The sequence below is a fragment of the Burkholderia sp. AU15512 genome (assembly GCF_002223325.1).
Lineage (GTDB): Bacteria > Pseudomonadota > Gammaproteobacteria > Burkholderiales > Burkholderiaceae > Burkholderia.
In genome coordinates this window covers 33,400-57,805 of the sequence record NZ_NKEX01000004.1, presented here as the reverse complement: position 1 = coordinate 57,805, position 24,406 = coordinate 33,400, and the positions used below count along the sequence as shown (strand labels likewise).

Below are 24,406 nucleotides of genomic sequence, written 5' to 3'. Positions count from 1 at the left end.
CGGCGCGTCCGCCGTCGCTCCCCCGCCTTACTCAACGTGCTGTTCGGGCGTGCGCACGTACACGCGCAGCAGTTCCTCGTTGTCGCCCGGGCGGGAGCCCGTCCAGAACAGTTTCCATTCGTCGCCGGGTGCCGGATCGACGGCCCGCACGCCCTGAACGATCATCCAGGTGCAGCGTGTCGTCTTCGCGTCGTCGATCGGCGTGTGCTGGATGCCGGAGAAGTAGTACAGCATCGGCGCTTCCGATTCGCCGAGCCCGTGCAGGCTCGCCATGCAGTCGCCGTCGTTCCATTCGAGTGCGAGATGCGCGTTCAGGTCGTCGAACACCGAGCGGTAGCTTTTCGCGACGTCGAGCCATGGCAGCAGCAGCGTGTAAATGAGCCCCCATGCGACGAGTGCGCCGGCGCCCCACGACAGCGCGCCGCGCCAGACGCCCGTCGCGCGCAGCTTCGGCAGCAGCGTCAGCCAGCCGACCGTCAGCACGAGCGCACCGATCACGAGCGCGGGTTCGATCGGCATCGTCCAGTCGAGCGGCAGCCAGCGGCCGAGCAGCGTCAGATCCTTGCGCGACGCCGCCGGATCGGCCATCACCGCCCAGATGGCCCAGGCGAGCGCGGCGGCCGTGCCGAACAGGATGCGGCTCAGGTAGTCCCACGCGAGATGCAGCTGGCGCGGCAGGCGGTCGATGGCCTGTGCGGCGACCAGCGCGAGCGGGGCGAAGAACGGCAGGATGTAGAGCTGGCGCGACGTCGCGGACACTTGCAGCACGACGAGCCCGACGAGCGTGAACATCACCGGCAGCGCGATGCGCGGCGTGCGCCAGTCGCGCCACGCACCGCGCGCGAGCGCGACGATCGCGAGCGGCGCGACCGGGAAGCCGACGAGCAGGAACGCACGCAGGATGAAGAACGGCTTGTCGTTTTCCGCGCCCAGTTCGGGGACGGAGAAACCGAAGAAGCGGCCGACGTTGTTGTCCCAGAACCACGTCATGAACAGCGTCTCGGAGCGCAGGAACAGTGCGGTCGGCCAGACGAGCGCGAACGGCGCGAACACCAGTGCGGCGACGCCGAGCGAGCGCGCGAACGCGCGGGTGCGGCAGGCCGGATAGAGCACCATCGCGCCGACGAGCGTGGCGGCAAACACGAGCGGCACGAACAGCCCCTTCGTCATCAGTGCGATGCCGACGCCCGCGCCGAAGATCGGCGCGGCCCAGCGGCCCGACGGCCGGACCGGTAGCCCGTGCCGCATCTGCTGCGCACGCGCGACGTGCTGCATCACGAGTTCGAGCAGTCCGCAGAACGCGATTGCCGTGCCGGCGAACAGCGCGACGTCGGTCATCATGTCGTGCACGTGCTTGATGACCACGAGCGTGCCGGCGCTCAGCACGACGGGACCGATCACGCGCAGGTCGAACCAGGCGTCCGCGCGGCTGGCGACGCGCGCCGCGCGCGCGATGAAGCCGAATGCCAGTGCGGCGAACAGCGCGCTCGCGAGCCGGGCCGCGTCGTGCAGCGGCATCACGCGCTGCAGCAGCCAGGCGAGGCTGGTCGCGACCCACGCGTAGAGCGGCGGCTTTTCCATGAACGGCAGGCCGGCATTGGTCGGCACGACGAAGTCGCCGGTCTCGAGCATGTGCTGGATGATGCCGAACGTGTAGGTTTCGTCCTGCTTCCACGGGTCGTGGCCGAGCACGCCCGGCAGCGTATACGCGCAGATCAGCGCGGCGACGAACAGCCACGCGCGCCAGCCGAGCAGGCGCGAGCGTTCGCGCGTCGTGCTGGTGACGGCGGTCGAGGCGGCGACGGGCGTGCCGGCGGCGTCGAGCGTTGCGGTGAGATCGGCGTCGGCGGTCGAATGGGTGTACTGGGCCGGAGCGGGCACAGACGTGCGTCGCCGGCTGGGCGCTGCGGTTCCAGGCATGGAAGGAATCTCGGGTCGAGTCGAGCGGATCCGGCGACGTGGGCAGGACCGATTGGGGCCATATCAAAGGCCAACGGACGGGTGTTTATGACACCTGTCTGAATGTCCGCTAGTAGACCACGGAATTGTTACGGTGGATTACCGTTCGTGTCACGAAATTGTGGAGATTTGTGGTGTCGTGACGACGGATCGCTTCGGACGGCGGTTTTGGATGCGCCGCAGTGCGGAATTACCGGCCGCCGCCGACGTCGAGCAGGGCGCCCGTCGTGTAGGACGCCGCGTCGCCCAGTAGCCAGACGATCGCTTCGGCGATCTCCCGCGCTTCGCCCGCGCGGCCGAGCGGTGTCGTGGCGCCGAGGCGGGCCGCACGGCCCGGCTGGCCGCCGCTCGCGTGAATGTCGGTCTCGATCAGGCCGGGTCGGACCGCGTTGACGCGTACGCCGTGCGGGCCGAGTTCCTTCGCGAGACCGATCGTCAGCGAGTCGACCGCGCCTTTCGACCCGGCATAGTCGACGTATTCGTTCGGCGAGCCGAGCCGGGAGGCGATCGACGAGACGTTGACGATCGCGCCGCCGCGGCCGCCGCGGTCGGTGGAGAGCCGGCGCGCGGCTTCGCGCGCACACAGATACGCGCCGAGCACGTTGGTGTCGAACATCCGCCGCAGCCGGTCGGCCGGCATGTCGGCGAGCGGCATCGACGGCGCGACGATGCCCGCGTTGTTGACGAGCGCGTCGACGCGGCCGAATGCGGCCGTGACGGTGTCGAACATCGCGACGACATCGGCTTCGTTCGCGACGTCGCCCGCGACGACGCACGCCCGGCCGCCCGCGTCGCGGACGGCCTGCGCGGTGAGTTCGGCCGCCGCCGCGTCGCGCGCGTAGTTGATGCCGACGTCCCAGCCGCGCTCGGCCGCGAGCACGGCGGTCGCGCGGCCGATGCCGCGGCTCGCGCCGGTGATGAGGACGGCCTTGCGCTCGGACGGAGCGGTCATCGCGTGCGGGTTCCGGTGACGGTTACTTGGCCGCGTCGGGCGCCCACTTGTCGCGGGCGGGCGGCTGGTAGCGGCGCAGTCGCTCGATCAGCTCGACGGGTTCCGATTCGACGCACAGTGCGTCGAAATAGGCCGGACGCATGAAGCCCTCGTCGACCGTATGGCGCAGCAGCGCGATCAGCGGATCGTAGAACGAATCGATGTTGTAGAGCGCGACGGGCTTGCGGTGATAGCCGAGCTGCGCCCACGTGTAAACCTCGAAGAGCTCCTCGAGCGTGCCGGCGCCGCCGGGCATCGCGACGAACGCATCGGACAGGTCGGCCATCATTTTCTTGCGGTGGTGCATGTCGGGCACGACGTGCAGTTCCGACAGCCCCGTATGGCCGACTTCCTTGTCGACGAGCAGTTCGGGGATCACGCCGACCGCACGGCCGCCGGCCGCCATCACTTCGTCGGCGATCACGCCCATCAGGCCGACCCGGCCGCCGCCGTAGACGAGCGTGAGGCCTGCGTCGACGAGCGCGCGGCCGAATGCGCGCGCGGCGTCGGTATAGACGGGCCGCACGCCGGACGACGAGCCGCAGTAAACACAAACAGCCTTCATTGCTTGGCATCCTTGGCGGGTGCCTGCCCGGTGACGACGGGGCTGTCGGCGGGGCGCGGCGAGCCGTCGCGCGGCGGCAGGTAGTCGGTGAACTGGCGCTTCGGCAGCTTGCCGGAGACCAGGTCGTCGAACAGCTGGCGCGAACGGCCGCGCAGGTACGGCGCCATCACGGAGATCACGTGCATGCTGACCTGGTGCAGTTCCTCGCGGATCGCGTCCTGGTCGTTGTATTTGCGCGGATGCATCACGTACTGATACGACAGCCAGTACGTCGAAATGACGGCCATGTTGGTGGCGATGACCTCGATCTCGGCGGGCGTCGCGACCATCTCGGCGTCGGACACGAGCAGCTCGCACATGTCGCGCGCGAAGCGCACCTTGTGGCTGATGATCTGCTTGAAGTGCGTCTCGAGCGTGCGGTTGCGGGCGAGCAGGTCGTTGAGGTCGCGATACAGGAACCGGTAGGTCCACATGAAATCGGCCATGTACTGCAGGTACGACCAGGTTTCGTCGATCGTCGGACGGTGATCTTCGGGAAAGCGCAGCCGCCGTTCGATCTGCTGCTCGAACTGCGCGAAGATGCTGTTGATGATGTCGTCCTTGTTGCGGAAATGGTAGTACAGGTTGCCTGGACTGATTTCCATTTCCTCGGCGATCGTCGTGGTCGTGACGTTCGGCTCGCCGATCTCGTTGAAGAGTTTCAACGACAACTCGAGAATCCGTTCGCGGGTGCGGCGGGGAGGTTTCGCTTCCATGTCGTCCGGCCCTGTGTGTGCCGGACTGGCGGGCGCTGCAATCGATGCTGCGTGATTCGTCCGGCGCGGGTTGCTGTTCTATGTCTAGCGGACGATTATAAACCGGGGTTTCGCCACATCGGGGCATTTCGTGATCGCCGCCCCGCGCAGCGCATGGTGCAGCGCCGCACGCGGGCGGTGCGCCAGGTACCCGCAGGGCAGCTCTCTAGAAGCCGAGCCAGCGTGCGACGACTGGGCCGAGCACGAAGCCCCACGTCGTCACGCACGCGAACAGCGCGACGGTCACGGCTGCGCTGCCGAGATCCTTCGCGCGCTTCGAGAGTTCGTGACGCTCGAGCGAGATGCGGTCGATCGCGGCCTCGACGCTCGAGTTCAGCAGCTCGACGATCAGCACGAGCAGCACCGACGCAATGAGCAGCGCACGCGATGCCGCCGGCACCGGTGCGAATGCGCCGACCGGGAGCATCAGCGCGGCGAGCGTGAGCTCCTGGCGAAACGCGCTCTCCTCGCGAATCGCCACGCGAAAGCCGTTCAGCGAATGCTTGAGGGCGTACCAGGCGCGCGTGATGCCGCGATGGCGCTTGTACGGGTTCGGCGGCAGCGGCGCGAGCCGATCGTCGGGGCCGAGCGGCTCGTGCGCGTGCACGTCCGCGTCGGCGTGCGGCTCTTCCTCGTCGAACGGGCGGTGCCGTTGCGGCGTTGCGTCGGGGGGCGGGATTTTGTCGTTCAGGTCTCGTTTCAAACGGCGGCACCTTCTGCTGGCGAGTACGCGGTCTTCGGCAGCGGCTTCAGATGCGACGCGAACTGCTCGGATGCCGCGCGCCACGAGAAGCGTTCGGCCCACGCGCGCGCAGTGGTGCGTTCGATCTTAAGCGCCTCGAGGCAGGCTTCCTGCAGGTCTTCGTGCATCGCGCCGGCGTCGCCTTCGCCGAGCACGTCGATCGGGCCCGTCACGGGATACGCGGCTACCGGCGTGCCGCAGGCGAGCGCCTCGAGCAGCACGAGGCCGAACGTGTCGGTGCGACTCGGGAACACGAACACGTCGGCCGCAGCATACACCTTGGCGAGCTCGGCCTGTGACAGCACGCCGAGATAGTTTGCTTCCGGATAGCGCGACTTCAGCTCAGCGAGCGCGGGGCCTTCGCCCGCGACCCATTTCGAGCCGGGCAGGTCGAGGCGCAGGAATGCCTCGACGTTCTTCTCGATCGCGACGCGGCCCACGTACAGGAAGATCGGCCGCGCGGTGTTGAGCACCTTCGATTCCATCGGCCGGAACACGTCGAGATCGACGCCGCGCGTCCACAGCACGACGTTCGTGAAGCCGAATTTCTCGAGGTCCTGCTTGACGACCGGCGTCGGCGCCATCACCGCGAGCGACGGGCCGTGGAACCAGTGCAGGAAGCGGTAGGTCGCGGCGAGCGGGATGCCGAAGCGCGCCTGCACGTATTCCGGAAAGCGCGTGTGGTACGCGGTCGTGTACGGCAGCTTGCGCGATCGCGCGTAGCGTCGCGCGGCGAGGCCGAGCGGGCCTTCGGTCGCGATGTGCAGCGCGTCGGGGGCGAACGCATCGATTCGCGCGCGCAGCTTGCGGTACGGCAGGATCGACAGGCGGATCTCCGGGTAGGTCGGGCAGGGCACCGTACGGAATTCCAGCGGCGTCAGCAGTTCGACGCGGTGGCCGAGCGCGGTGAGTTCGCGCGACGTGCTCTTCAGCGTGCGCACGACGCCGTTGACCTGCGGTTCCCACGCGTCGGTGACGATCATGATCTTCATCGCGGCTTTGTCCTGTAAGTAGGGGGGTGTCAGGCAGTGGCCTTGGCCTTGCGCGACGTGGTCTCCGTCGGTGCGGTGCGCATCACCGTCCAGTAGACGATCTTCAGTTCGCCTTCCATCGTTTCGACGAGTGCGGACAGGCTTTCGACCCAGTCGCCGTCGTTGCAGTACAGCACGCCGTCGATGTCGCGGATCTCCGCCTTGTGGATGTGGCCGCACACGACGCCGTCGCAGCCGCGACGGCGCGCCTCGTCGGTCATCACGGTCTCGAACTGGGAGATGAAGTTGACGGCGTTCTTGACCTGGTGCTTCAGGTACTGCGACAGCGACCAGTACTGGAAGCCGAGCCGGCTGCGGATCCGGTTGAACCAGCGGTTCAGCACGAGGATCAGCGTGTAGAGCGTGTCGCCGAGGTACGCGAGCCATTTCGCGTGCTGGATCACGCCGTCGAACAGGTCGCCGTGCACGATCCACAAACGTTTGCCCGCGAGCGTCGTGTGGAACGCCTCGCCGCGCACCTGGATGTCGCCGAATGCGAGATCGCAGAACTGCCGCGCGCCTTCGTCGTGGTTGCCGGGGATGTAGACGACCTGCGTCCCCTTGCGTGCCTTGCGCAGGATCTTCTGCACGACGTCGTTGTGCGCCTGCGGCCAGTACCAGCCCTTTTTCAGCTGCCAGCCGTCGATGATGTCGCCGACGAGGTACAGGTACTCCGAATCGTTGTGGCGCAGGAAGTCGAGCAGGTACGGCGCCTGGCAGCCGCTCGAGCCGAGGTGGATGTCGGACAGCCAGATGGTGCGGTAGCGGTGGGCCGACGAGTCGGGGTCGTCATGCTGCGCGGCGTGCCCGGCAGGCGGGTCTTGCGATACTAGCCCATCGGTTGCGGCAGAACCGGACAGGAATGCTGTGGCGGCGCGGGCGCCGATGGGGTGACGGAACAGGGAGGTCGCGGACGTTTTCTGGCCCATGCATGACTCGCGCCGGTTGACATTACCGGCATTCCGCCATGCGGGCGTGACTGTGCCATGACAGTCACGAGACGTTCTTATTACGACCGCTGCAGGGTGTTTAGCAGTGAATGACCGGGCGTTGCGTAATGTGCCGTACGGAACGGCTCGCCATTGTCGGGCAAGGCTGCCGGGCCGGGCGGAAGTCGCCTCGGCGAGGTGTTTTCATCAGGCGAATGCCGTGCATCAGCGCGGTATCGCGACGACGCGCGTGCGGGCGATCCGGTCGTGCGGAAACTGGCGCTCGGCATGCAGTCGCGCGGCGCCTGCCCATACGGCGATCCATGCGGCGGTGAGCGCGAGCGTGACGGGTACCGACAGGCCGAGGAGTGGATGCAGCGCGAGCGGCGGCAGGAACCACAGCCAGCCGAGCACATAGCGGACGAGCGCGTGGCCCGCGCTCAGCGGCCGGCCGCTCGACGATTCGAGCCGCAGCCGCCAGGTCTTCATCGGCAGCGTTTGGCCGCCGTGGGTCCAGAACCAGACGAAGTACGCGCCGACCACGAGCGCGATCCAGGCGGCGAGCAGATTGTGATGGACGAGGCCGTTGCGTTGCTGCGTCGCGAGGCTGAACGCGAGCCCGGCGAAGAACACCACGCCGAACAGCAGCACACCTTCGTAGAGCAGCGCGGCGAGACGCCGTCGCACGGACGGCGCGGCGGTCGGAGTTTCAGGTGCGTGGGCGTTCGCCACGGGCGCTCAGGAGCCCTTGAACAGCGAGGGCGCGTCGGCGGGCGACACCGGCGCCACGGCAGCCGGCGCGGATGCGGTGCCGGCCGTCGACGATGCGGGTACCGGCGGCGCGACGGCAGCCGAGACGGGCGCCGGTACGGTGGCCGGGCCGCTTGCTGGGTGTTCGTGCGAATTGACGAGGCGGCGCACGTCCCGGTCGGCGACGGTCGGCGGCGCACTGACGACGCTCGGCCGGCGGCGGCGCTCGGCGGCCGCGAGCCGTTCCTTCTGCTCTTCCGGGAGTTGCTGGTATGCCTTCCACGCCCGCTCGCGCGCCTGTGCGGAAAGCTCCTTCGCACTCTGGTAGTTCTCGCGCGCGACGCGGCGCTGCTCGGGCGTCATCTTGGCCCATTCGGTCATCCGGTCCTGCAGGCGCTTCTGGTCATCGGGCGTCAACTTCGCGAAACGCGATGCGATCTTCAGCCATTTACGCTTGCGGGCATCGCTGAAGCCGTCCCACTGGTCGGCGAACGGCGCGAGCGCCGCGTGCTGCGCCGGCGTGAGGCGCGCCCAAGACAACGGGCCGGTAGCGGCCGGCAGCGGCAGGGGTAGGGGCAGCGGGGGGAGTTCGGTGCTCAGCCCGGTCGCGGCCGATGCTGGCGCGGCAGGGCTGCTGACCGCGGCGGCGGTCGTCGCGGGGGCCGGGTGGAATCGTGGGTAAGTGGCGACGTAGGAAACGGCGATCGCGATTACGCATCCGAAAAATACGGCCAGGCCGCGCTTCTGACTCACCCGTGCGATCCCCTCGTTATTGTCTGTTAGTGAGCGCGCGACAGATACGCGTTGAACCCGTGATCGAGATACGCATTGAGCGGCAGGTCGTCGCTGAGCATCGCCGCGTCGATGTCGGCGAGTTCGGCGGTGCGCTGCATGTCTTCCCAGTAGGCGATGCCGACGAGCCCCGCGAGCAGCAGCGCCAGCGGCCACGCGCGCAGCAGGCGGCGCGCGAGCGACGCCTGCGGGCGGCTCGCGGGCGCCGTGCCGTACGCACCGGCCGCGCCGGCGAAGGCCGGCACGAACACCGGCACGGTCGCGGCTTCGGGCTTCTTGCGCGCGAGCGCGGCCCGGCGGGCGACGGCCAGACGGTCGGTGGTCGCGGCAGGCAGGTCGGCCGCGCACTCGTCCAGCGCGCGGCGCACCTTCAACGCGAATTCGTGTTCTCGATTTGCGGGAGCGGAGCTCATAGCGTGATTCCTTTGGCCTTGAGCGCATGCGCCAGCGTGTGGGTGGCCCGTGAGCAGTGCGTCTTCACGCTGCCCTCGGAGCACCCCATCGCGGCGGCAGTCTCGGCGACATCCATATCTTCCCAATAACGCATCAGGAACGCTTCCCGTTGACGCGCCGGAAGCTTCTGGATTTCTTCGTCGATCAGGGCCAGAACCTGCTCTCGTTCGAGGCGGTGCTCGCTGCTTTCGACGCCCGCGTTGTCGTCCGCGGATTCGAGTGTTTCGAGCGGGTCGAAGTCGTCGTCGTCGCCGCTGTTCAGCGACGAGAAGAGCGTGACCCACGTGTTGCGGACTTTCTGCCGACGGAACCAGTCGTGGATCGCGTTCTGCAGGATCCGCTGAAAAAGCAGCGGCAACTCGGCCGCCGGCCGGTCGCCGTACTTCTCCGCAAGCTTGATCATCGCGTCCTGCACGATGTCGAGCGACGCATCGTCGTCACGCACGGCGTACGCAGCCTGCTTGAACGCGCGCCTTTCGACGCCCGCCAGAAAGTCGGCGAGTTCCTTGTCTGATGCCATTCCGTGAAGGTATGCGCTGCGGGCCGCTGCGTGGTGTAAAAGGGCGAAAAATTTCGTAAAACCCGCGGATGCTATCAAATTTTCGCGCCGCTTGGCACCGGGTTGGCCGCCGCACGTTGCGCGCGAGCCGCGGCGGCGGGTGCCGGGCGGCGCCCATGATGCGCTGCGGGATATTTTGCTTGACGACCCCCTCGCGACCCGCTATCGTCAATGATTCGCAACATGAAGTGATGGTCTCATTTGAGGCTGGCCCAAGAAGCCTGCCCTTCAAACTGGACGCGCCGCTTGAACCCGAGCCACAAGCCCGGCAGAGAGCACCCGATCAATTTTTTGCCGAAAATTCGAAAGGTCAAAATGAACATGCCCAGCGCGGAATTCTCCACGTCGGAACCCCTTTCCCCTCCCGATAGCGACTCCATCGGCGGTACCGTGCTCATGAAGGCACTGGCCGATGAAAACGTCGAATTCATCTGGGGCTACCCCGGCGGCTCGGTACTTTACATCTACGACGAGCTTTACAAGCAGGACAAGATTCAGCACGTGCTGGTGCGCCACGAACAGGCGGCCGTGCACGCAGCCGATGCGTATGCGCGTTCCACCGGCAATGTCGGCGTCTGCCTCGTGACGTCGGGCCCCGGTGTCACCAACGCGGTGACCGGCATCGCCACGGCGTACATGGATTCGATCCCGATGGTCGTGATCAGCGGCCAGGTGCCCACGGCCGCGATCGGCCAGGATGCCTTCCAGGAGTGCGACACCGTCGGCATCACGCGTCCGTGCGTGAAGCACAACTTCCTCGTGAAGGACGTGCGCGACCTCGCGGAAACCGTCAAGAGGGCGTTCTATATCGCCCGCACCGGCCGTCCGGGCCCGGTGCTGATCGACATCCCGAAGGACATCTCGAAGACGCCGTGCGAATACGAGCCCGTCAAGAGCGTGTCGCTGCGTTCGTACAACCCGGTCACGAAGGGCCATTCGGGCCAGATCCGCAAGGCCGTGTCGCTGCTGCTGACGGCGAAGCGTCCGTACATCTACACGGGTGGCGGCATCATCCTCGCCGACGCGTCGCGCGAACTGAACCAGTTCGCGGATCTCCTCGGTTACCCGGTCACGAACACGCTGATGGGCCTGGGCGGCTATCGCGCGTCGGACAAGAAATTCCTCGGCATGCTCGGCATGCACGGCACCTACGAAGCGAACATGGCGATGCAGCACTGCGACGTGCTGATCGCGATCGGTGCCCGCTTCGACGACCGCGTGATCGGCGACCCGGCGCACTTCGCGTCGCGTCCGCGCAAGATCATCCACATCGACATCGACCCGTCGTCGATCTCGAAGCGTGTGAAGGTCGACATCCCGATCGTCGGCGACGTGAAGGAGGTGCTGAAGGAGCTGATCGAGCAGCTGCAGACGGCCGAGCATGGCCCCGACACCGAGGCGCTCGCGCAATGGTGGAAGGACATCGAAGGCTGGCGCTCGAAGGATTGCCTGAAGTATGACCGCGAGAGCGAGATCATCAAGCCGCAGTACGTGGTCGAGAAGGCGTGGGAGCTGACGGACGGCAATGCGTTCGTGTGCTCGGACGTCGGCCAGCACCAGATGTGGGCGGCGCAGTTCTACCGTTTCAACAAGCCGCGTCGCTGGATCAACTCCGGCGGCCTCGGCACGATGGGCTTCGGCCTGCCGGCAGCGATGGGCGTCAAGATGGCGCACCCGGACGACGACGTGCTGTGCATCACGGGCGAAGGCTCGATCCAGATGTGCATCCAGGAACTGTCGACCTGCCTGCAGTACGACACGCCCGTGAAGATCATTTCGCTGAACAACCGCTATCTCGGCATGGTTCGCCAGTGGCAGCAGATCGAATACAGCAAGCGCTATTCGCATTCGTACATGGATGCGCTGCCTGATTTCGTGAAGCTCGCCGAAGCGTACGGCCATGTCGGCTTGCGGATCGAAAAGACCTCGGATGTGGAGCCGGCGCTGAAGGAAGCGTTGCGCCTGAAGGACCGCACCGTGTTTCTCGACTTCCAGACCGATCCGACCGAAAACGTCTGGCCGATGGTACAGGCCGGCAAGGGCATCACCGAGATGCTGCTCGGATCGGAAGATCTGTAACGGCGCGACGCGCGCCTGAGCCCGATGCGGCCGCCTTCACGAAGGGCGGCGCGGCACGCGGCAGCGCGCGGCGCGAGAGAATCGACACGGACACATTCTGGAAGAAGCGAACATGAGACACATCATTTCCGTCCTGCTGGAGAACGAACCGGGCGCGCTGTCGCGCGTGGTCGGTCTGTTTTCCGCACGCGGCTACAACATCGAAACCTTGACGGTGGCGCCGACCGAAGACCAATCGCTGTCGCGGCTCACCATCGTTTCCATTGGCTCCGACGACGTGATCGAACAGATCACGAAGCATCTGAACCGCCTGATCGAGGTGGTGAAAGTGGTGGACCTGACCGACGGTGCACACATCGAACGCGAGCTGATGCTGATCAAGGTACGTGCAGTGGGCAAGGAGCGCGAAGAAATGAAGCGGATGGCGGACATTTTCCGCGGCCGCATCATCGACGTGACCGAAAAGACCTACACGATCGAATTGACGGGCGCGAGCGACAAGCTCGACGCATTCATCCAGGGGCTGGACGCGGGCGCGATCCTAGAGACCGTGCGCACCGGCAGCTCCGGCATCGGACGCGGCGAGCGCATCCTGAAGGTGTGATGCCAGACAGGCACGCCGGGTGCGCCGTCATGTCCCGGCCCGCAGTACTCCATCCGAACGAATTGTTGAATTTTTGAATTAGCGAAGGAACCATCATGAACGTTTTCTACGACAAAGACGCTGACCTCTCCCTCATCAAGGGCAAGCAAGTCACGATCATCGGCTACGGCTCGCAAGGCCATGCACACGCGCTGAACCTGAAGGACAGCGGCGTGAACGTGACGGTCGGCCTGCGCAAGGGCGGCGCGTCGTGGAGCAAGGCCGAAAACGCAGGCCTGTCGGTCAAGGAAGTCGCGGAAGCGGTGAAGAGCGCCGACGTCGTGATGATGCTGCTGCCGGACGAGCAGATCGCCGACGTGTACGCGAAGGAAGTCCACGCGAACATCAAGCAGGGCGCGGCGCTGGCATTCGCGCACGGCTTCAACGTCCACTACGGCGCGGTGATCCCGCGCGCCGACCTCGACGTGATCATGATCGCGCCGAAGGCACCGGGCCACACGGTTCGCGGCACGTACTCGCAAGGTGGCGGCGTGCCGCACCTGATCGCGGTTGCGCAGAACAAGTCGGGCGCGGCACGCGACATCGCGCTGTCGTACGCGGCAGCGAACGGCGGCGGCCGTGCGGGCATCATCGAAACCAACTTCCGTGAAGAAACCGAAACCGACCTGTTCGGCGAGCAGGCCGTGCTGTGCGGCGGTACCGTCGAGCTGATCAAGGCCGGCTTCGAGACGCTGGTCGAAGCAGGCTACGCGCCGGAAATGGCGTACTTCGAGTGCCTGCACGAACTGAAGCTGATCGTCGACCTGATCTACGAAGGCGGCATCGCGAACATGAACTACTCGATCTCGAACAACGCCGAGTACGGCGAGTACGTGACGGGCCCGCGCATCGTCACGGAAGAGACGAAGAAGGCGATGAAGCAGTGCCTGACCGACATCCAGACGGGCGAGTACGCGAAGAGCTTCATTCTCGAGAACAAGGCAGGCGCACCGACGCTGCAGTCGCGCCGCCGCCTGACGGCCGAGCACCAGATCGAGCAAGTCGGCTCGAAGCTGCGCGCGATGATGCCGTGGATCGCGAAGAACAAGCTCGTCGACCAGTCGAAGAACTAAGCACCGCGTGCTGTTCCGGCCCCTCGAATAGAGGGCCGGTACCAAAAAGCCGCCCGAAGGCAGCAGTGCCCCGGGCGGCTTTTGCTATCCTACGGGCTTTGCAATTCACCGAACACAGAACGAATCCATGAACTATCCTCATCCGATCATCGCGCGCGAAGGCTGGCCGTTCATCGCGATTGCAGCCGTCATCGCGCTGTTGATCCATGCTGTCGGGGGCTTCGGCTTCGCGTGGCCGTTCTGGCTGCTGCTCGTCTTCGTCGTCCAGTTCTTCCGCGACCCGCAGCGTCCGATCCCGGCGCAGCCGAACGCGGTGCTGTGCCCGGCGGACGGCCGCATCGTCGCGGTCGAGACCACGCAGGACCCGTACGCGAACCGCGAAGCGCTGAAGATCAGCGTGTTCATGAATGTCTTCAACGTCCATTCGCAGCGTTCGCCGGTCGATGGCGCGATCTCCAAGGTCGAATACTTCCCGGGCGCGTTCCTGAACGCGGCGATCGACAAGGCGTCGACCGAGAACGAGCGTAATGCGGTCGTGATCCAGACGGCGAGCGGCAAGACCGTGACCGCGGTGCAGATCGCCGGCCTCGTTGCGCGCCGGATCCTCTGCTACGTGCGCGCGGGCGAACCGCTGTCGCGCGGCCAGCGCTACGGTTTCATCCGCTTCGGTTCGCGCGTCGACGTGTACCTGCCGCTCGGCAGCCGCGCGAAGGTGTCGATCGGCGAGAAGGTCTACGCGTCGTCGACAATCCTCGCCGAACTCGAACAGTAAGCGGCGAGGCGCACGATGGCCGCATTCAAACCGCGTCGGCCGCGCAACGGCGCCGGCCAGACGCCACGCCCGTTCCGGCGCAACAAGGTGATGGCACAGGATCCGGTGCCCATCGAGAGCCGCCGCGCCGCGCGCCAGCGGTTCCTGAAGACGCGCGGCATCTACCTGCTGCCGAACGCGTTCACGACCGCCGCGCTGTTCTGCGGCTTCTTCGCGGTCGTGCAGGCGATGAACGTGCGCTTCGAGATCGCCGCGATCGCGATTTTCGTCGCGATGGTGCTCGACGGAATGGACGGACGCGTGGCGCGCATGACGCATACGCAGAGCGCGTTCGGCGAGCAGTTCGACAGCCTGTCGGACATGGTGTCGTTCGGCGTCGCGCCCGCGCTCGTGATGTACGAGTGGGTGCTGAAGGATCTCGGCCGCTGGGGCTGGCTCGCCGCGTTCGTGTACTGCTCGGGCGCCGCGCTGCGCCTCGCGCGCTTCAATACGAACATCGGCGTCGTCGACAAGCGTTTCTTCCAGGGGCTGCCGAGCCCGGCCGCGGCCGCGCTGATCGCGGGCTTCGTGTGGCTTGCCACCGACAACCGCGTGCCGATGAAGCTCGGCTGGCTGCCGTGGGTCGCGTTCGTGCTGACGATCTACGCGGGCGTGACGATGGTGTCGAACGCGCCGTTCTACAGCGGCAAGGCGCTCGACGTGCGGCACCGCGTGCCGTTCGCGGCGATCCTGCTGGTCGTCGTCGCGTTCGTGCTCGTGTCGTCCGATCCGCCGCTGATGCTGTTCTGCCTGTTCGTGCTGTACGGGCTGTCCGGCTACGTGTTCTGGGGCTACATGGCCATCCGCGGGCGCGCGAATCCGGCGCGCTCGTCGCAGCGCGATCACTGACGCACGCGCATGCTTTGCCCGGAAACGGCGGCCCCAGGGTCGCCGTTTTCATTTGTCCCTGGTTCGGCCCGTGCGGCCGGAAACCCCGGGTGCCGTCCGATTGCGCACCCAACGGAATGCCGCTATAGTCTTTGGCATGACTGCATTTTCCCGCCTCTCCCTCCTTCTAGCCGGTGCGCCGCTACGCGCGCTAGCTTCGGCGCGCCTGCCGCGCTGACCGTTCTCGCCCCCCGTCAAGCTTCGTCTGTTGTCGAGCGTCGCCAGCGGTGGCGCGATCTCGTTACGTTTGACTTCCGTATAAAGAGCCCTGGAGCCCCCCATGACAGACAAGCTGATCATTTTCGATACGACGTTGCGTGACGGCGAACAATCGCCCGGTGCGTCGATGACGAAGGAAGAGAAAATCCGCATCGCGAAGCACCTCGAGAGGATGAAGGTCGACGTGATCGAGGCCGGCTTCGCGGCCAGCTCGAACGGCGATTTCGACGCGATCCACACGATCGCCGGTCTCGTGAAGGACAGCACGATCTGCTCGCTGGCGCGCGCCAACGACAAGGACATCCAGCGCGCCGCTGATGCGCTGAAGCCGGCCAACAGCGCGCGGATCCACACGTTCATCGCGACGTCGCCGCTGCACATGGAGAAGAAGCTGCGGATGACGCCCGACCAGGTGTTCGAGCAGGCGCGTCTCGCGGTGCGTTTCGCGCGCAAGTTCACCGACAACGTCGAATTCTCGCCGGAAGACGGCAGCCGCTCGGATCTCGACTTCCTGTGCCGCGTGCTGGAAGCCGTGATCGCGGAAGGCGCGACGACGATCAACATTGCGGACACGGTCGGCTACGGCGTGCCGGAGCTGTACGGCAACCTCGTGAAGACGCTGCGGGAGCGCATTCCGAACTCGGACAAGGCGATCTTCTCGGTGCATTGCCACAACGATCTCGGGATGGCGGTGGCGAACTCGCTCGCCGGCGTGAAGATCGGCGGTGCGCGCCAGATCGAGTGCACGATCAACGGCCTCGGCGAGCGCGCGGGCAACACTTCGCTCGAAGAAATCGTGATGGCCGTGAAGACCCGCAAGGACTACTTCGGCCTCGACGTCGGCATCGACACGACGCAGATCGTACCGACGTCGAAGCTCGTGTCGCAGATCACCGGCTTCGTCGTGCAGCCGAACAAGGCGGTGGTCGGCGCGAACGCGTTCGCGCATGCGTCGGGCATTCACCAGGACGGCGTGCTGAAGGCGCGCGACACCTACGAGATCATGCGCGCGGAAGACGTGGGCTGGACCGCGAACAAGATCGTGCTCGGCAAGCTGTCGGGCCGCAACGCGTTCAAGCAGCGCCTGCAGGAGCTCGGTGTGGCGCTCGACAGCGAGAGCGAACTCAATGCCGCGTTCATGCGCTTCAAGGATCTGGCCGATCGCAAGGCCGAGATCTTCGACGAAGACATCATCGCGATCGTGTCCGAGGAGTCGGCGCTCGCGCACGAGCAGGAGCACTTCAAGTTCGTGTCGCTGTCGCAGCGTTCGGAGACGGGCGAGCAACCGCAGGCGAAAATCGTGTTCGCGGTCGAGGGCAAGGAAGTGACCGGTGAAGCGCGCGGCAATGGCCCGGTCGACGCGACGTTCAATGCGATCGAGAGCGAAGTCGGCAGCGGGTCCGAGCTGCTGCTGTATTCGGTGAACGCGATCACGACCGGCACGCAGGCGCAGGGCGAAGTGACCGTCCGGCTGTCGAAGAGCGGGCGGATCGTCAACGGCGTCGGCACCGATCCGGACATCGTCGCCGCATCCGCGAAGGCGTACATCTCCGCACTGAACAAGCTGCATTCGAAGGACGACAAGGTCAATCCGCAGCGCTCATAAGCGCAGCGCGCTGCGCGTCACCGAAACGCCCCGTGCGGCCCTGCGCCGCCGGGGCGTTTTTTCATTTACCCACTCATCCACTGCTCATTCGGCGGCCGGCGCGCGGAACAGCCAGCGGCGCGCGGCCGTGCGCGGCGCCGGGCTGCGCCGCCGGAACTCGACCGCGATGCCGCGTCGCGGTGCATCGGCGACGAACGCGTCGAGCAGTTCGAGCACGTCGTGATCGATATAGTCGGCACGCGTCGCGTCGATGATCACCGCGGCCCGGTCGGGAATGTGCCGCAGGTGATGCTTGACCTGCACCTTGCCGAGAAACGACACGTCCTTGCGGAACGACAGCAGGAAGTGGTCGTCGTGCTGCGCGAGCGTGACGGGGCTCTTCAGGTTCGCGACGGCGACCGCCAGCACGCTGCAGGCGAGGCCGAGCGCGATGCCGAACAGCAGGTCGACCGCGAGCACGCCGGCGATCGTCGCGGCGAACGGCACGAATGCGGCCGGCCCCTGTTTCATCACCGAGCGGAACAGCGCCGGTTTCGCGAGCTTGAAGCCGGTGTGGATCAGGATCGCGGCCAGGCTCGCGAGCGGGATCAGGTTGATCAGGCCGGTGAGCGCGAACACGCTCGCGAGCAGCAGCATCCCGTGCACGATCGCCGACATCCGGCTTTGCGCGCCCGCATTGACGTTCACCGAGCTGCGCACGATCACCGACGTGATCGGCAATCCGCCGACCGCGCCCGCGACGAGATTGCCGACGCCCTGGGCCTTGAGTTCGCGGTCAGGCTGGGTCGGCCGGCGCTTCGGGTCGATCTGCTCGACCGCTTCGAGGCTCAGCAGCGTCTCGAGGCTTGCGACGACCGCGAGCGTGATCGCAACCCGCCACACGTCAGGATTGACGAGCTGCGCGAAGTTCGGGCCGAGTTCCGCATGCTTGAGCGACGCCGCAAAGGCCGCGAACGATCCGAGTTCGGGCAGCGTCACGCGATGGGCGGCGCCCGGCGCAACGGACGGCGCGACGACGCTCAACACGAGCGTGGCGCCGATCCCCAGCACGACCACCGCAAGCGGGGCCGGCACCGCGCGCACCAGCGCGAAGCGGCGCAGCGCGGGCGTGTCCCACGCGACCAGCAGCGCGAGCGAGGCGAGCGCGGTGGCCGTCGCGGCCCACGCGACCGGCAGGCCCGGCCAGTTCGCAAACGATTGCGCCGCCGAGCCGCCGATACCGAAGGCGAACGGAATCTGCTTCACGATCAGCAGCAGGCCGATCGCGGCGAGCATGCCCTTGATGACGGGCGACGGCACATAGGCGGCGAAGCGGCCGGCGCGCAGCATGCCGAACCCGAATTGCAGCACGCCGGACAGCAGCACCGCGAGCAGGAACGCGGAGAAGCTGCCGAGTTGCGCGATGCCTTCGACGACGATCACGACGAGGCCGGCGGCCGGCCCGCTGACGGACAGCGACGAGCCGCTCAGCAGCGCGACGACGATGCCGCCGACGATCCCGGACACGAGCCCGGCGAACGGTTCGACGCCGGATGCATTGGCGATGCCGAGACACAGCGGCAGCGCGACGAGGAACACGACGACGCCGGCGACGATGTCGCGCGGCAGGGTGGACAGGCGCTCGTTCAGTTTCATGGTTGGGGCGATTTCATTGGCTTGGGGGCGGGGTAGGTCAGCCGAGCGCGCCGGCCGTCGCGGCCTGCACGGGTTCGACGTCGGCGGGCGGCGTGGTGTAGCCGGAATCGAGTTCCTGCAGGCGGCCGTCGGCGAGCGAAAAGATCCAGCCGTGCACGAGCGGCGGCCGCTCGCGGCCCTGCACGATCGGGGACGCGCGCAGCAGCCTCACCTGTTCGAGCACGTTGAGTTCGGCGAGGCGGTCGGCGGCGGCCGCGTCGTCGAGCCCGTCCAGTGTGTCGCGATTGCGCCGCGCGAGCGCGCAGAGCGGCGCGATGCGGCGCGCGACGTGCGGCAGGTCGGACGGCGGCGGCAGCAGCGACGCGCGGACGCCGCCGCATCCGTAGTGCCCGCACACGATCACGTGGTCGACCTGCAGCACGCGCACCGCGTACTCGAGGACGCTGGCGGAATTGTCGTCGTCGGGATGGAACAGGTTCGCGATGTTGCGATGGACGAACAGCTCGCCGGGCGCGCAGTGCGTGATGGTCTCGGCCGGCACGCGGCTGTCGGCGCAGCCGATCCACAGCACGCGCGGATTTTGGCCGCGCGCGAGTGCGTCGAAGAAGCCGGGCGTGTATTCACGCGTTTCGCGGGCCCAGGCGATGTTGGCAACCAGCATGCTCTTGGGGCGATTCATGAGGACTCCTTTGTGATAAAGGCAAACGAATATCGGCAAAAATGTCGCAATGGCATTCTTTCTAAATTGAAAGGTTGGTTTTCGACTGATATTAGGGGTATGCCCTAGCACTTCGGGGGTGCTGAAACAATTTGTTTCAAATTGATTTGGCGTAGTGCATGGCGTGCACCAATTCGCCGCATGACATGCGCTGCGCATGCCTGTTTCCGCGCAAAGGCCCGCATGACGGGGATGTCAGCGAGGTGCCATCGGAATGTCATCGATCGGAAAAGATTTCCGTCGCATTTTCCGAATTAATCGGGAAGCGGAAAAAAGGAAATGGCCATTCACGCAATGATTCGTGAATGGCCATGCTGAAAATTGCGCGTAAATGCGTAATCGGTCAGAACAGGTTGCGGCGGTCGGGGTCGTGCAGCGGGTCGGGCGTTTTCTGCGTGATGCGCAGGATGCCCTGCGGATCGAAGTAGAAGCTGTACATCATGTACCAGACGTTGTCCTCGAGATACCGGTAAGTCCACACCTCGCGCTTCATCAGCGGGAAGTAGGACGTCTCGACGGGGCGTCCGAAGTTCACGAGGACGTCGGTCTTCGTCCACTTGCCGATCTCCGCGCGATAAAACTCGTTCGGCTGCAGGACCTGGCGCACGTTGACGATCTTGTGGGCCGCGTCGACGTCGGCCGCGATGGTGATTTCGCCCATCGGCTGGGTCGGCCACATCAGGCGCTTGCCGCCGCCGGGCAGGTCGTAGATTTCGCGCGGCGGGCCCATGCGTGCGACGATCGCCGACTCGTCCTGGCCGGCCTGGTATTGCTGCCACGGTTGCGCGCAACCGGCCAGCAGCGCGGCGGCGCTGGCGACCAGCACCGGCAGGCGCGCGGAAATGCGAATGCGCATGGGGATTCTCCAGAACACGGAAACAAGTCCCGTTTTATCACGGACGGCGTGCGACGGCGCATCGCGCGGAAAAAATCGGTGCGGATCGCCGGGCGCGTCGCGCTTGCGGGCGGCGTGGGCGCCGGCCTATGATCCGCGCTTCTCGGGCAGATTGAAGGGCAGGTGGCCGATGCAGGGGTGGAAGCGTTGTGCGCTCGCGTTGAGCGCGGGATGGATGCTGGTGTCGTCGGCGTTTGCCGGCGGCGAGCCGGTGCGGATCGCGCTGATCGAAGGGATGTCGGGCCCGTTCGCGAATGCGGGTGCGGCGGTCGAACGCAACCTGCGCTTCGGCGTCGAGCAGGTCAACGCGGCGGGCGGCGTGAAGCTGCGCGACGGTGCGCATCCGCTCGAACTGGTGGTGCTCGACAGCAAAGGGAGCCCCGAGGAGGCGCTCGTGCAGTTGCGCGCGGCCGCGGACCGCCATATCGGGTTCGTCACGCAGGGCAACAGTTCGGCCGTCGCCGCCGCGCTCGTCGCGGCGCTCGACAAGCTGAACGCGCGCGATCCGGACAACCGGATGCTGTTCCTCAACTATTCGGCCGACGATCCGGCGCTGACCGGTGCGCGCTGCAGTTTCTGGCATTTCCGTTTCGATGCGCACGCGGGCATGCGGATGGCCGCGCTCGCGGACGTGATGGCGCGCGACCGCGCGCTCCGCAAAGTCTACCTGCTCAACCAGGACTACAGCTTCGGCCGCGACGTCAGCGCGCTCGCCCGACAGGCGCTGGCCACGCGGCGTCCGGAGGTGACGATCGCCGGCGACGAATTCCACCCGATCGGCCGGATCAAGGATTTCTCGCCGTACATCGCGAAGATCCGCGCGAGCGGCGCCGACGCCGTCGTGACCGGCAACTGGGGCAACGACCTCACGCTGCTCGTGAAGGCGGCACGCGAGCAGGGGTTGAATGCGAAGTTCTATACCTTCTACGGCAACAGCCTCGGCGCGCCGGCGGCGCTCGGCGATGCCGGTGTCGGACGAGTCGTGGCCGTGGCGGACTGGCACCCGAACGCGGGCGGCGCGAAATCGGATGCGTTCTACCGCGCGTTCCGGAGCCGTTTTCCGGCCGCCCAGGACGACTATCCGGTGCGACGGATGAGCCTGATGATCGAGATGCTGGCCGCCGCGATGAATCGCGCGGGGTCGGCCGACCCCGTCGCGGTCGCACGCGCGCTCGAGGGCCTGTCGTTCGACGACGGCTTCCACGCATCGAAGATGCGCGCGCAGGATCACCAGCTGATCCAGCCCCTTTACGTGATGGAGATGGATAAGGTCGGCACGCCGGGCGTGCGCTTCGACAACGAGGGCTCGGGCTACGGTTTCCGGACGGTGCTCGCGGTGCCGGCGCCGCGCACGGAGATGCCGTCCGCCTGTTCGATGACGCGCCCGTGACAGGAGGCGGTAAGAACGGCGCGGAGTTGTGCTACAATGCGCGCCGGTTGTAAGTCACGGCACGGCCATTCTTCCGTGTCCGCCTGTTCAGTTAGAAAGGAAATCACATGTCTGTTGCAGATATCAAGAAGTCGGAAGTTGTTGCTCAGTTCGCCCGCGGTACCAACGACACGGGCAGCCCCGAAGTCCAGGTCGCACTGCTGACCGCGCGTATCGTCGAACTGACGGGTCACTTCAAGACCCACGCGAAGGATCACCACAGCCGCCGCGGTCTGCTGCGCATGGTGAGCCGCCGCCGCAAGCTGCTCGACTACCTCAAGGGCAAGGATGCCGACCGTTACCGCGCACTGATCGAGAAGCTGGGTCTGCGTAAGTAATCGAGGCGATTGCCGCCAGCAAGATGCCTGTGTCAGTCCGCTGATACAGGCATTTTGTTTTTGCGCGGTGCGTAGCGTCACACGCACCGCAGGCTGTCCGGCACGGTTGTGCCGGGCTGCCGCAACGACTGATACCGGGGCAGGATTTGTGTCATTCCAGCGCGTCGCTGCATGAGCGCCGCGCTGGAATGGCATAAAAAACACACCTTGCTCCGGGTGATTCGGTCGGGACGCCGCCGCGCGGGATGGCCGGCGCGGCGAATGAAATGCATGAATTCAAAGGAGCAACCATGTCCATGTTCAACAAGGTCGTGAAGGAATTCCAGTGGGGCCAGCACAAGGTGCGCCTCGAAACCGGTGAAGTCGCTCGCCAGGCAAGCGGCGCCGTGATCGTCGACGTCGAAGACACCGTCGTGCTGGCAACCGTCGTCGGCGCGAAGTCGGCGAAGCCGGGTCAGGATTTCTTCCCGCTGACCGTCGACTACCTCGAGAAGACCTACTCGGCCGGCAAGATCCCGGGCGGCTTCTTCCGTCGCGAAGGCCGTCCGTCGGAGCACGAGACGCTGACGTCGCGCCTGATCGACCGTCCGCTGCGCCCGCTGTTCCCGGAAGGCTTCTACAACGAAGTCCAGGTCGTGATCCACGTGCTGTCCGTGAACCCGGAAATCCCGGCGGACATCCCCGCGCTGATCGGCGCATCGGCTGCGCTCGCCGTGTCGGGCCTGCCGTTCAACGGCCCGGTCGGCGCCGCACGCGTGGCCTACATCGACAACGCATACGTGCTGAACCCGACGCGTGACCAGATCAAGGCGTCGAGCCTCGACCTCGTCGTCGCAGGTACGGAGCGTGCCGTGCTGATGGTCGAATCGGAAGCCGATCAGCTGTCGGAAGAAGTGATGCTGGGCGCCGTGGTGTTCGGCCACGAGCAAATGCAGGTCGCGATCGACGCGATCCACGAACTGGTCCGCGAAGGCGGCAAGCCCGAATGGGACTGGCAGCCGGCGCCGAAGAACGAAGCGCTGATCGCACGCGTGACCGAGCTGGCACAGAACGACCTGCTCGCTGCTTACCAGCTCCGCGACAAGCAGGCACGCTCGACCAAGCTGAAGGAAGTCTACGCGGCAACCTCGGCGAAGCTCGAGGAAGATGCGCAGGCAGCCGGTACGGTCGCAGCCGACAAGGCAACGGTCGGCAATGTGCTGTTCGACATCGAAGCCAAGATCGTCCGTTCGCAGATCCTGAATGGCGAGCCGCGCATCGACGGCCGCGACACGCGCACCGTGCGCCCGATCGAAATCCGCACCGGCGTGCTGCCGCGTACCCACGGCTCGGCGCTGTTCACGCGCGGCGAGACGCAGGCGCTGGTCGTCGCGACGCTCGGCACGAAGGGTGACGAGCAGATCATCGACGCGCTCGAAGGCGAGTACCGCGAGCGCTTCATGCTCCACTACAACATGCCCCCGTTCGCGACCGGCGAAACGGGCCGCGTCGGCTCGCCGAAGCGCCGCGAAATCGGCCACGGCCGCCTCGCGAAGCGCGCACTGGTCAAGTGCCTGCCGAGCGCCGACGAATTCGGCTACTCGATCCGCGTCGTGTCGGAAATCACCGAATCGAACGGTTCGTCGTCGATGGCATCGGTGTGCGGCGGCTGCCTCGCGCTGATGGACGCCGGCGTGCCGATGAAGGCGCACGTCGCGGGTATCGCGATGGGCCTGATCCTCGAAGGCAACAAGTTCGCGGTGCTGACCGACATCCTCGGCGACGAAGATCACCTCGGCGACATGGACTTCAAGGTGGCCGGCACGGAACAAGGCGTGACGGCACTGCAGATGGACATCAAGATCCAGGGCATCACGAAGGAAATCATGCAGGTCGCGCTCGCGCAGGCGAAGGAAGGCCGCATGCACATCCTCGGCAAGATGACGTCGGCGGTTTCGGGTGCGAACACGCAATTGTCGGAATTCGCGCCGCGCATGATCACGATCAAGATCAACCCGGAAAAGATCCGCGACGTGATCGGCAAGGGCGGTTCGGTGATCCGCGCGCTGACGGAAGAAACCGGCACGACCATCGACATCTCCGACGACGGCGTCGTGACGATCGCGAGCACGAACAGCGACGGCATGGCCGAAGCGAAGAAGCGCATCGAGCAGATCACGGCCGAGATCGAAGTCGGTCAGGTGTACGAAGGCACGGTTCTGAAGCTGCTCGATTTCGGCGCGATCGTGAACCTGCTGCCGGGCAAGGATGGCCTGCTGCACATCTCGGAAATCGTCAACGAGCGTGTGAAGGACATCAACGACTACCTGAAGGAAGGTCAGCAAGTGAAGGTCAAGGTCATCCAGACGGACGAAAAGGGTCGCGTGCGTTTGTCGGCGAAGGCGCTGCTGAACGAAGCGGCGGCAGCGTCGCAGTCGGACACGCCGCCGCAGCAGTAAGCGGATAGGCGGATCAACGGCCGGCAGTGCGAAAGCGTGCCGGCCGTTTTTTCTGTAGCATCGTTGTGC

The 24,406-nt window shown here is 66.1% G+C and carries 23 protein-coding genes; 9 read left to right on the top strand and 14 right to left on the bottom strand.

The window, feature by feature from the left end; genetic code table 11:
- Nucleotides 1-27: 27 nt before the first annotated feature.
- From CFB43_RS12825 to CFB43_RS12775, 11 genes are all read right to left on the bottom strand, one after another.
- Nucleotides 28-1,920: an ArnT family glycosyltransferase gene (locus CFB43_RS12825; RefSeq protein ID WP_089495342.1), complete on the bottom strand. Its 1,893-nt coding sequence runs from the start codon at nucleotides 1,918-1,920 to the stop codon at nucleotides 28-30.
- A 229-nt stretch (nucleotides 1,921-2,149) separates the two neighbouring features.
- A complete protein-coding gene (locus CFB43_RS12820) occupies nucleotides 2,150-2,911 on the bottom strand; it encodes an SDR family oxidoreductase (protein WP_089495341.1) in 762 nt (253 codons plus the stop codon).
- A 22-nt stretch (nucleotides 2,912-2,933) separates the two neighbouring features.
- Nucleotides 2,934-3,515 carry a TIGR00730 family Rossman fold protein gene (locus CFB43_RS12815; RefSeq protein WP_089495340.1) on the bottom strand — a complete coding sequence of 194 codons (582 nt, stop codon included), beginning with the start codon at nucleotides 3,513-3,515 and terminating at the stop codon, nucleotides 2,934-2,936.
- The gene (locus CFB43_RS12810) at nucleotides 3,512-4,270 is read right to left on the bottom strand and encodes a TetR/AcrR family transcriptional regulator (RefSeq protein WP_089495339.1); all 759 of its coding nucleotides are present in this window, start codon (nucleotides 4,268-4,270) and stop codon (nucleotides 3,512-3,514) included. Before CFB43_RS12810 ends, CFB43_RS12815 begins: the two co-directional genes overlap by 4 nt.
- Nucleotides 4,271-4,475: 205 nt before the next feature.
- Nucleotides 4,476-5,012: a diacylglycerol kinase gene (locus CFB43_RS12805; RefSeq protein ID WP_069248483.1), complete on the bottom strand. Its 537-nt coding sequence runs from the start codon at nucleotides 5,010-5,012 to the stop codon at nucleotides 4,476-4,478.
- The gene (locus tag CFB43_RS12800; RefSeq protein ID WP_059531147.1) at nucleotides 5,009-6,043 is read right to left on the bottom strand and encodes a glycosyltransferase family 4 protein; all 1,035 of its coding nucleotides are present in this window, start codon (nucleotides 6,041-6,043) and stop codon (nucleotides 5,009-5,011) included. The genes CFB43_RS12805 and CFB43_RS12800 overlap by 4 nt, the downstream gene beginning before the upstream one ends.
- A gap of 29 nt (nucleotides 6,044-6,072) precedes the next feature.
- Nucleotides 6,073-7,011: a UDP-2,3-diacylglucosamine diphosphatase gene (locus tag CFB43_RS12795; RefSeq protein WP_041492905.1), complete on the bottom strand. Its 939-nt coding sequence runs from the start codon at nucleotides 7,009-7,011 to the stop codon at nucleotides 6,073-6,075.
- Between the two features lie 225 nt (nucleotides 7,012-7,236).
- Complete coding sequence (locus CFB43_RS12790) at nucleotides 7,237-7,743, bottom strand: RDD family protein (RefSeq protein WP_089495338.1); 507 nt, start codon at nucleotides 7,741-7,743, stop codon at nucleotides 7,237-7,239.
- Nucleotides 7,744-7,749: 6 nt separating this feature from the next.
- Complete coding sequence (locus CFB43_RS12785; RefSeq protein ID WP_089495337.1) at nucleotides 7,750-8,514, bottom strand: DUF3106 domain-containing protein; 765 nt, start codon at nucleotides 8,512-8,514, stop codon at nucleotides 7,750-7,752.
- A 26-nt stretch (nucleotides 8,515-8,540) separates the two neighbouring features.
- Nucleotides 8,541-8,966, bottom strand: coding sequence for a DUF3619 family protein (locus CFB43_RS12780; protein WP_089495336.1), 426 nt, complete (start codon nucleotides 8,964-8,966; stop codon nucleotides 8,541-8,543).
- Nucleotides 8,963-9,526, bottom strand: a complete 564-nt coding sequence (locus tag CFB43_RS12775; protein ID WP_089495335.1) for an RNA polymerase sigma factor — start codon at nucleotides 9,524-9,526, stop codon at nucleotides 8,963-8,965. Before CFB43_RS12775 ends, CFB43_RS12780 begins: the two co-directional genes overlap by 4 nt.
- Nucleotides 9,527-9,880: 354 nt before the next feature.
- Here CFB43_RS12775 and CFB43_RS12770 point away from each other — a divergent pair, with 354 nt between their 5' ends.
- The 6 genes from CFB43_RS12770 (at nucleotide 9,881) to CFB43_RS12740 (ending at nucleotide 16,884) form a co-directional block, all read left to right on the top strand.
- Nucleotides 9,881-11,644, top strand: a complete 1,764-nt coding sequence (locus CFB43_RS12770; protein ID WP_089495334.1) for an acetolactate synthase 3 catalytic subunit — start codon at nucleotides 9,881-9,883, stop codon at nucleotides 11,642-11,644.
- Between the two features lie 112 nt (nucleotides 11,645-11,756).
- Nucleotides 11,757-12,248: an acetolactate synthase small subunit gene (gene ilvN, locus CFB43_RS12765; protein ID WP_011352712.1), complete on the top strand. Its 492-nt coding sequence runs from the start codon at nucleotides 11,757-11,759 to the stop codon at nucleotides 12,246-12,248.
- Between the two features lie 95 nt (nucleotides 12,249-12,343).
- On the top strand, nucleotides 12,344-13,360 hold the full coding sequence (gene ilvC, locus CFB43_RS12760) for a ketol-acid reductoisomerase (RefSeq protein WP_039370562.1): 1,017 nt from the start codon (nucleotides 12,344-12,346) through the stop codon (nucleotides 13,358-13,360).
- 127 nt (nucleotides 13,361-13,487) lie between these two features.
- Nucleotides 13,488-14,132: a phosphatidylserine decarboxylase gene (locus CFB43_RS12755; protein ID WP_039370565.1), complete on the top strand. Its 645-nt coding sequence runs from the start codon at nucleotides 13,488-13,490 to the stop codon at nucleotides 14,130-14,132.
- Between the two features lie 15 nt (nucleotides 14,133-14,147).
- Nucleotides 14,148-15,020, top strand: a complete 873-nt coding sequence (gene pssA / locus CFB43_RS12750) for a CDP-diacylglycerol--serine O-phosphatidyltransferase (protein WP_069248477.1) — start codon at nucleotides 14,148-14,150, stop codon at nucleotides 15,018-15,020.
- Between the two features lie 319 nt (nucleotides 15,021-15,339).
- Complete coding sequence (locus CFB43_RS12740; protein WP_089431493.1) at nucleotides 15,340-16,884, top strand: 2-isopropylmalate synthase; 1,545 nt, start codon at nucleotides 15,340-15,342, stop codon at nucleotides 16,882-16,884.
- A gap of 84 nt (nucleotides 16,885-16,968) precedes the next feature.
- On the opposite strand, the gene CFB43_RS12735 is transcribed toward CFB43_RS12740, so the two are convergent.
- The 3 genes from CFB43_RS12735 to CFB43_RS12725 all read right to left on the bottom strand — a co-directional run bounded on the left by CFB43_RS12735 (nucleotide 16,969) and on the right by CFB43_RS12725 (nucleotide 20,093).
- Nucleotides 16,969-18,519, bottom strand: coding sequence for a SulP family inorganic anion transporter (locus tag CFB43_RS12735; RefSeq protein ID WP_089495333.1), 1,551 nt, complete (start codon nucleotides 18,517-18,519; stop codon nucleotides 16,969-16,971).
- Between the two features lie 37 nt (nucleotides 18,520-18,556).
- Nucleotides 18,557-19,198, bottom strand: a complete 642-nt coding sequence (locus CFB43_RS12730) for a carbonic anhydrase (RefSeq protein WP_089495332.1) — start codon at nucleotides 19,196-19,198, stop codon at nucleotides 18,557-18,559.
- 382 nt (nucleotides 19,199-19,580) lie between these two features.
- The gene (locus tag CFB43_RS12725; RefSeq protein ID WP_069248473.1) at nucleotides 19,581-20,093 is read right to left on the bottom strand and encodes a hypothetical protein; all 513 of its coding nucleotides are present in this window, start codon (nucleotides 20,091-20,093) and stop codon (nucleotides 19,581-19,583) included.
- A gap of 169 nt (nucleotides 20,094-20,262) precedes the next feature.
- Between CFB43_RS12725 and CFB43_RS12720 the strand changes: the two genes are divergently transcribed.
- The 3 genes from CFB43_RS12720 to pnp all read left to right on the top strand — a co-directional run bounded on the left by CFB43_RS12720 (nucleotide 20,263) and on the right by pnp (nucleotide 24,337).
- On the top strand, nucleotides 20,263-21,522 hold the full coding sequence (locus tag CFB43_RS12720; protein WP_089495331.1) for a branched-chain amino acid ABC transporter substrate-binding protein: 1,260 nt from the start codon (nucleotides 20,263-20,265) through the stop codon (nucleotides 21,520-21,522).
- 107 nt (nucleotides 21,523-21,629) lie between these two features.
- Nucleotides 21,630-21,899 (top strand): 30S ribosomal protein S15, encoded by a 270-nt coding sequence (gene rpsO, locus CFB43_RS12715; protein ID WP_006398792.1) that lies wholly within the window; start codon nucleotides 21,630-21,632, stop codon nucleotides 21,897-21,899.
- Nucleotides 21,900-22,189: 290 nt separating this feature from the next.
- Nucleotides 22,190-24,337 (top strand): polyribonucleotide nucleotidyltransferase, encoded by a 2,148-nt coding sequence (gene pnp, locus CFB43_RS12705; RefSeq protein WP_089440667.1) that lies wholly within the window; start codon nucleotides 22,190-22,192, stop codon nucleotides 24,335-24,337.
- Nucleotides 24,338-24,406: the final 69 nt, after the last annotated feature.

What these genes read in the sequence shown, in the direction of transcription:
- ilvC (WP_039370562.1), top strand. Translation starts at nt 12,344, where the DNA reads ATGAACGTTTTCTACGACAAAGACGCTGACCTCTCCCTCATCAAGGGC.
- pnp (WP_089440667.1), top strand. Translation starts at nt 22,190, where the DNA reads ATGTCCATGTTCAACAAGGTCGTGAAGGAATTCCAGTGGGGCCAGCAC.
- CFB43_RS12800 (WP_059531147.1), bottom strand. Translation starts at nt 6,043, where the DNA reads ATGAAGATCATGATCGTCACCGACGCGTGGGAACCGCAGGTCAACGGC.
- ilvN (WP_011352712.1), top strand. Translation starts at nt 11,757, where the DNA reads ATGAGACACATCATTTCCGTCCTGCTGGAGAACGAACCGGGCGCGCTG.
- CFB43_RS12810 (WP_089495339.1), bottom strand. Translation starts at nt 4,270, where the DNA reads ATGGAAGCGAAACCTCCCCGCCGCACCCGCGAACGGATTCTCGAGTTG.
- CFB43_RS12780 (WP_089495336.1), bottom strand. Translation starts at nt 8,966, where the DNA reads ATGAGCTCCGCTCCCGCAAATCGAGAACACGAATTCGCGTTGAAGGTG.
- CFB43_RS12730 (WP_089495332.1), bottom strand. Translation starts at nt 19,198, where the DNA reads ATGAATCGCCCCAAGAGCATGCTGGTTGCCAACATCGCCTGGGCCCGC.
- CFB43_RS12770 (WP_089495334.1), top strand. Translation starts at nt 9,881, where the DNA reads ATGAACATGCCCAGCGCGGAATTCTCCACGTCGGAACCCCTTTCCCCT.
- CFB43_RS12820 (WP_089495341.1), bottom strand. Translation starts at nt 2,911, where the DNA reads ATGACCGCTCCGTCCGAGCGCAAGGCCGTCCTCATCACCGGCGCGAGC.
- CFB43_RS12815 (WP_089495340.1), bottom strand. Translation starts at nt 3,515, where the DNA reads ATGAAGGCTGTTTGTGTTTACTGCGGCTCGTCGTCCGGCGTGCGGCCC.
- pssA (WP_069248477.1), top strand. Translation starts at nt 14,148, where the DNA reads ATGGCCGCATTCAAACCGCGTCGGCCGCGCAACGGCGCCGGCCAGACG.
- CFB43_RS12775 (WP_089495335.1), bottom strand. Translation starts at nt 9,526, where the DNA reads ATGGCATCAGACAAGGAACTCGCCGACTTTCTGGCGGGCGTCGAAAGG.
- CFB43_RS12795 (WP_041492905.1), bottom strand. Translation starts at nt 7,011, where the DNA reads ATGGGCCAGAAAACGTCCGCGACCTCCCTGTTCCGTCACCCCATCGGC.
- CFB43_RS12740 (WP_089431493.1), top strand. Translation starts at nt 15,340, where the DNA reads ATGACAGACAAGCTGATCATTTTCGATACGACGTTGCGTGACGGCGAA.
- CFB43_RS12735 (WP_089495333.1), bottom strand. Translation starts at nt 18,519, where the DNA reads ATGAAACTGAACGAGCGCCTGTCCACCCTGCCGCGCGACATCGTCGCC.
- rpsO (WP_006398792.1), top strand. Translation starts at nt 21,630, where the DNA reads ATGTCTGTTGCAGATATCAAGAAGTCGGAAGTTGTTGCTCAGTTCGCC.
- CFB43_RS12755 (WP_039370565.1), top strand. Translation starts at nt 13,488, where the DNA reads ATGAACTATCCTCATCCGATCATCGCGCGCGAAGGCTGGCCGTTCATC.
- CFB43_RS12725 (WP_069248473.1), bottom strand. Translation starts at nt 20,093, where the DNA reads ATGCGCATTCGCATTTCCGCGCGCCTGCCGGTGCTGGTCGCCAGCGCC.
- CFB43_RS12720 (WP_089495331.1), top strand. Translation starts at nt 20,263, where the DNA reads ATGCAGGGGTGGAAGCGTTGTGCGCTCGCGTTGAGCGCGGGATGGATG.
- CFB43_RS12825 (WP_089495342.1), bottom strand. Translation starts at nt 1,920, where the DNA reads ATGCCTGGAACCGCAGCGCCCAGCCGGCGACGCACGTCTGTGCCCGCT.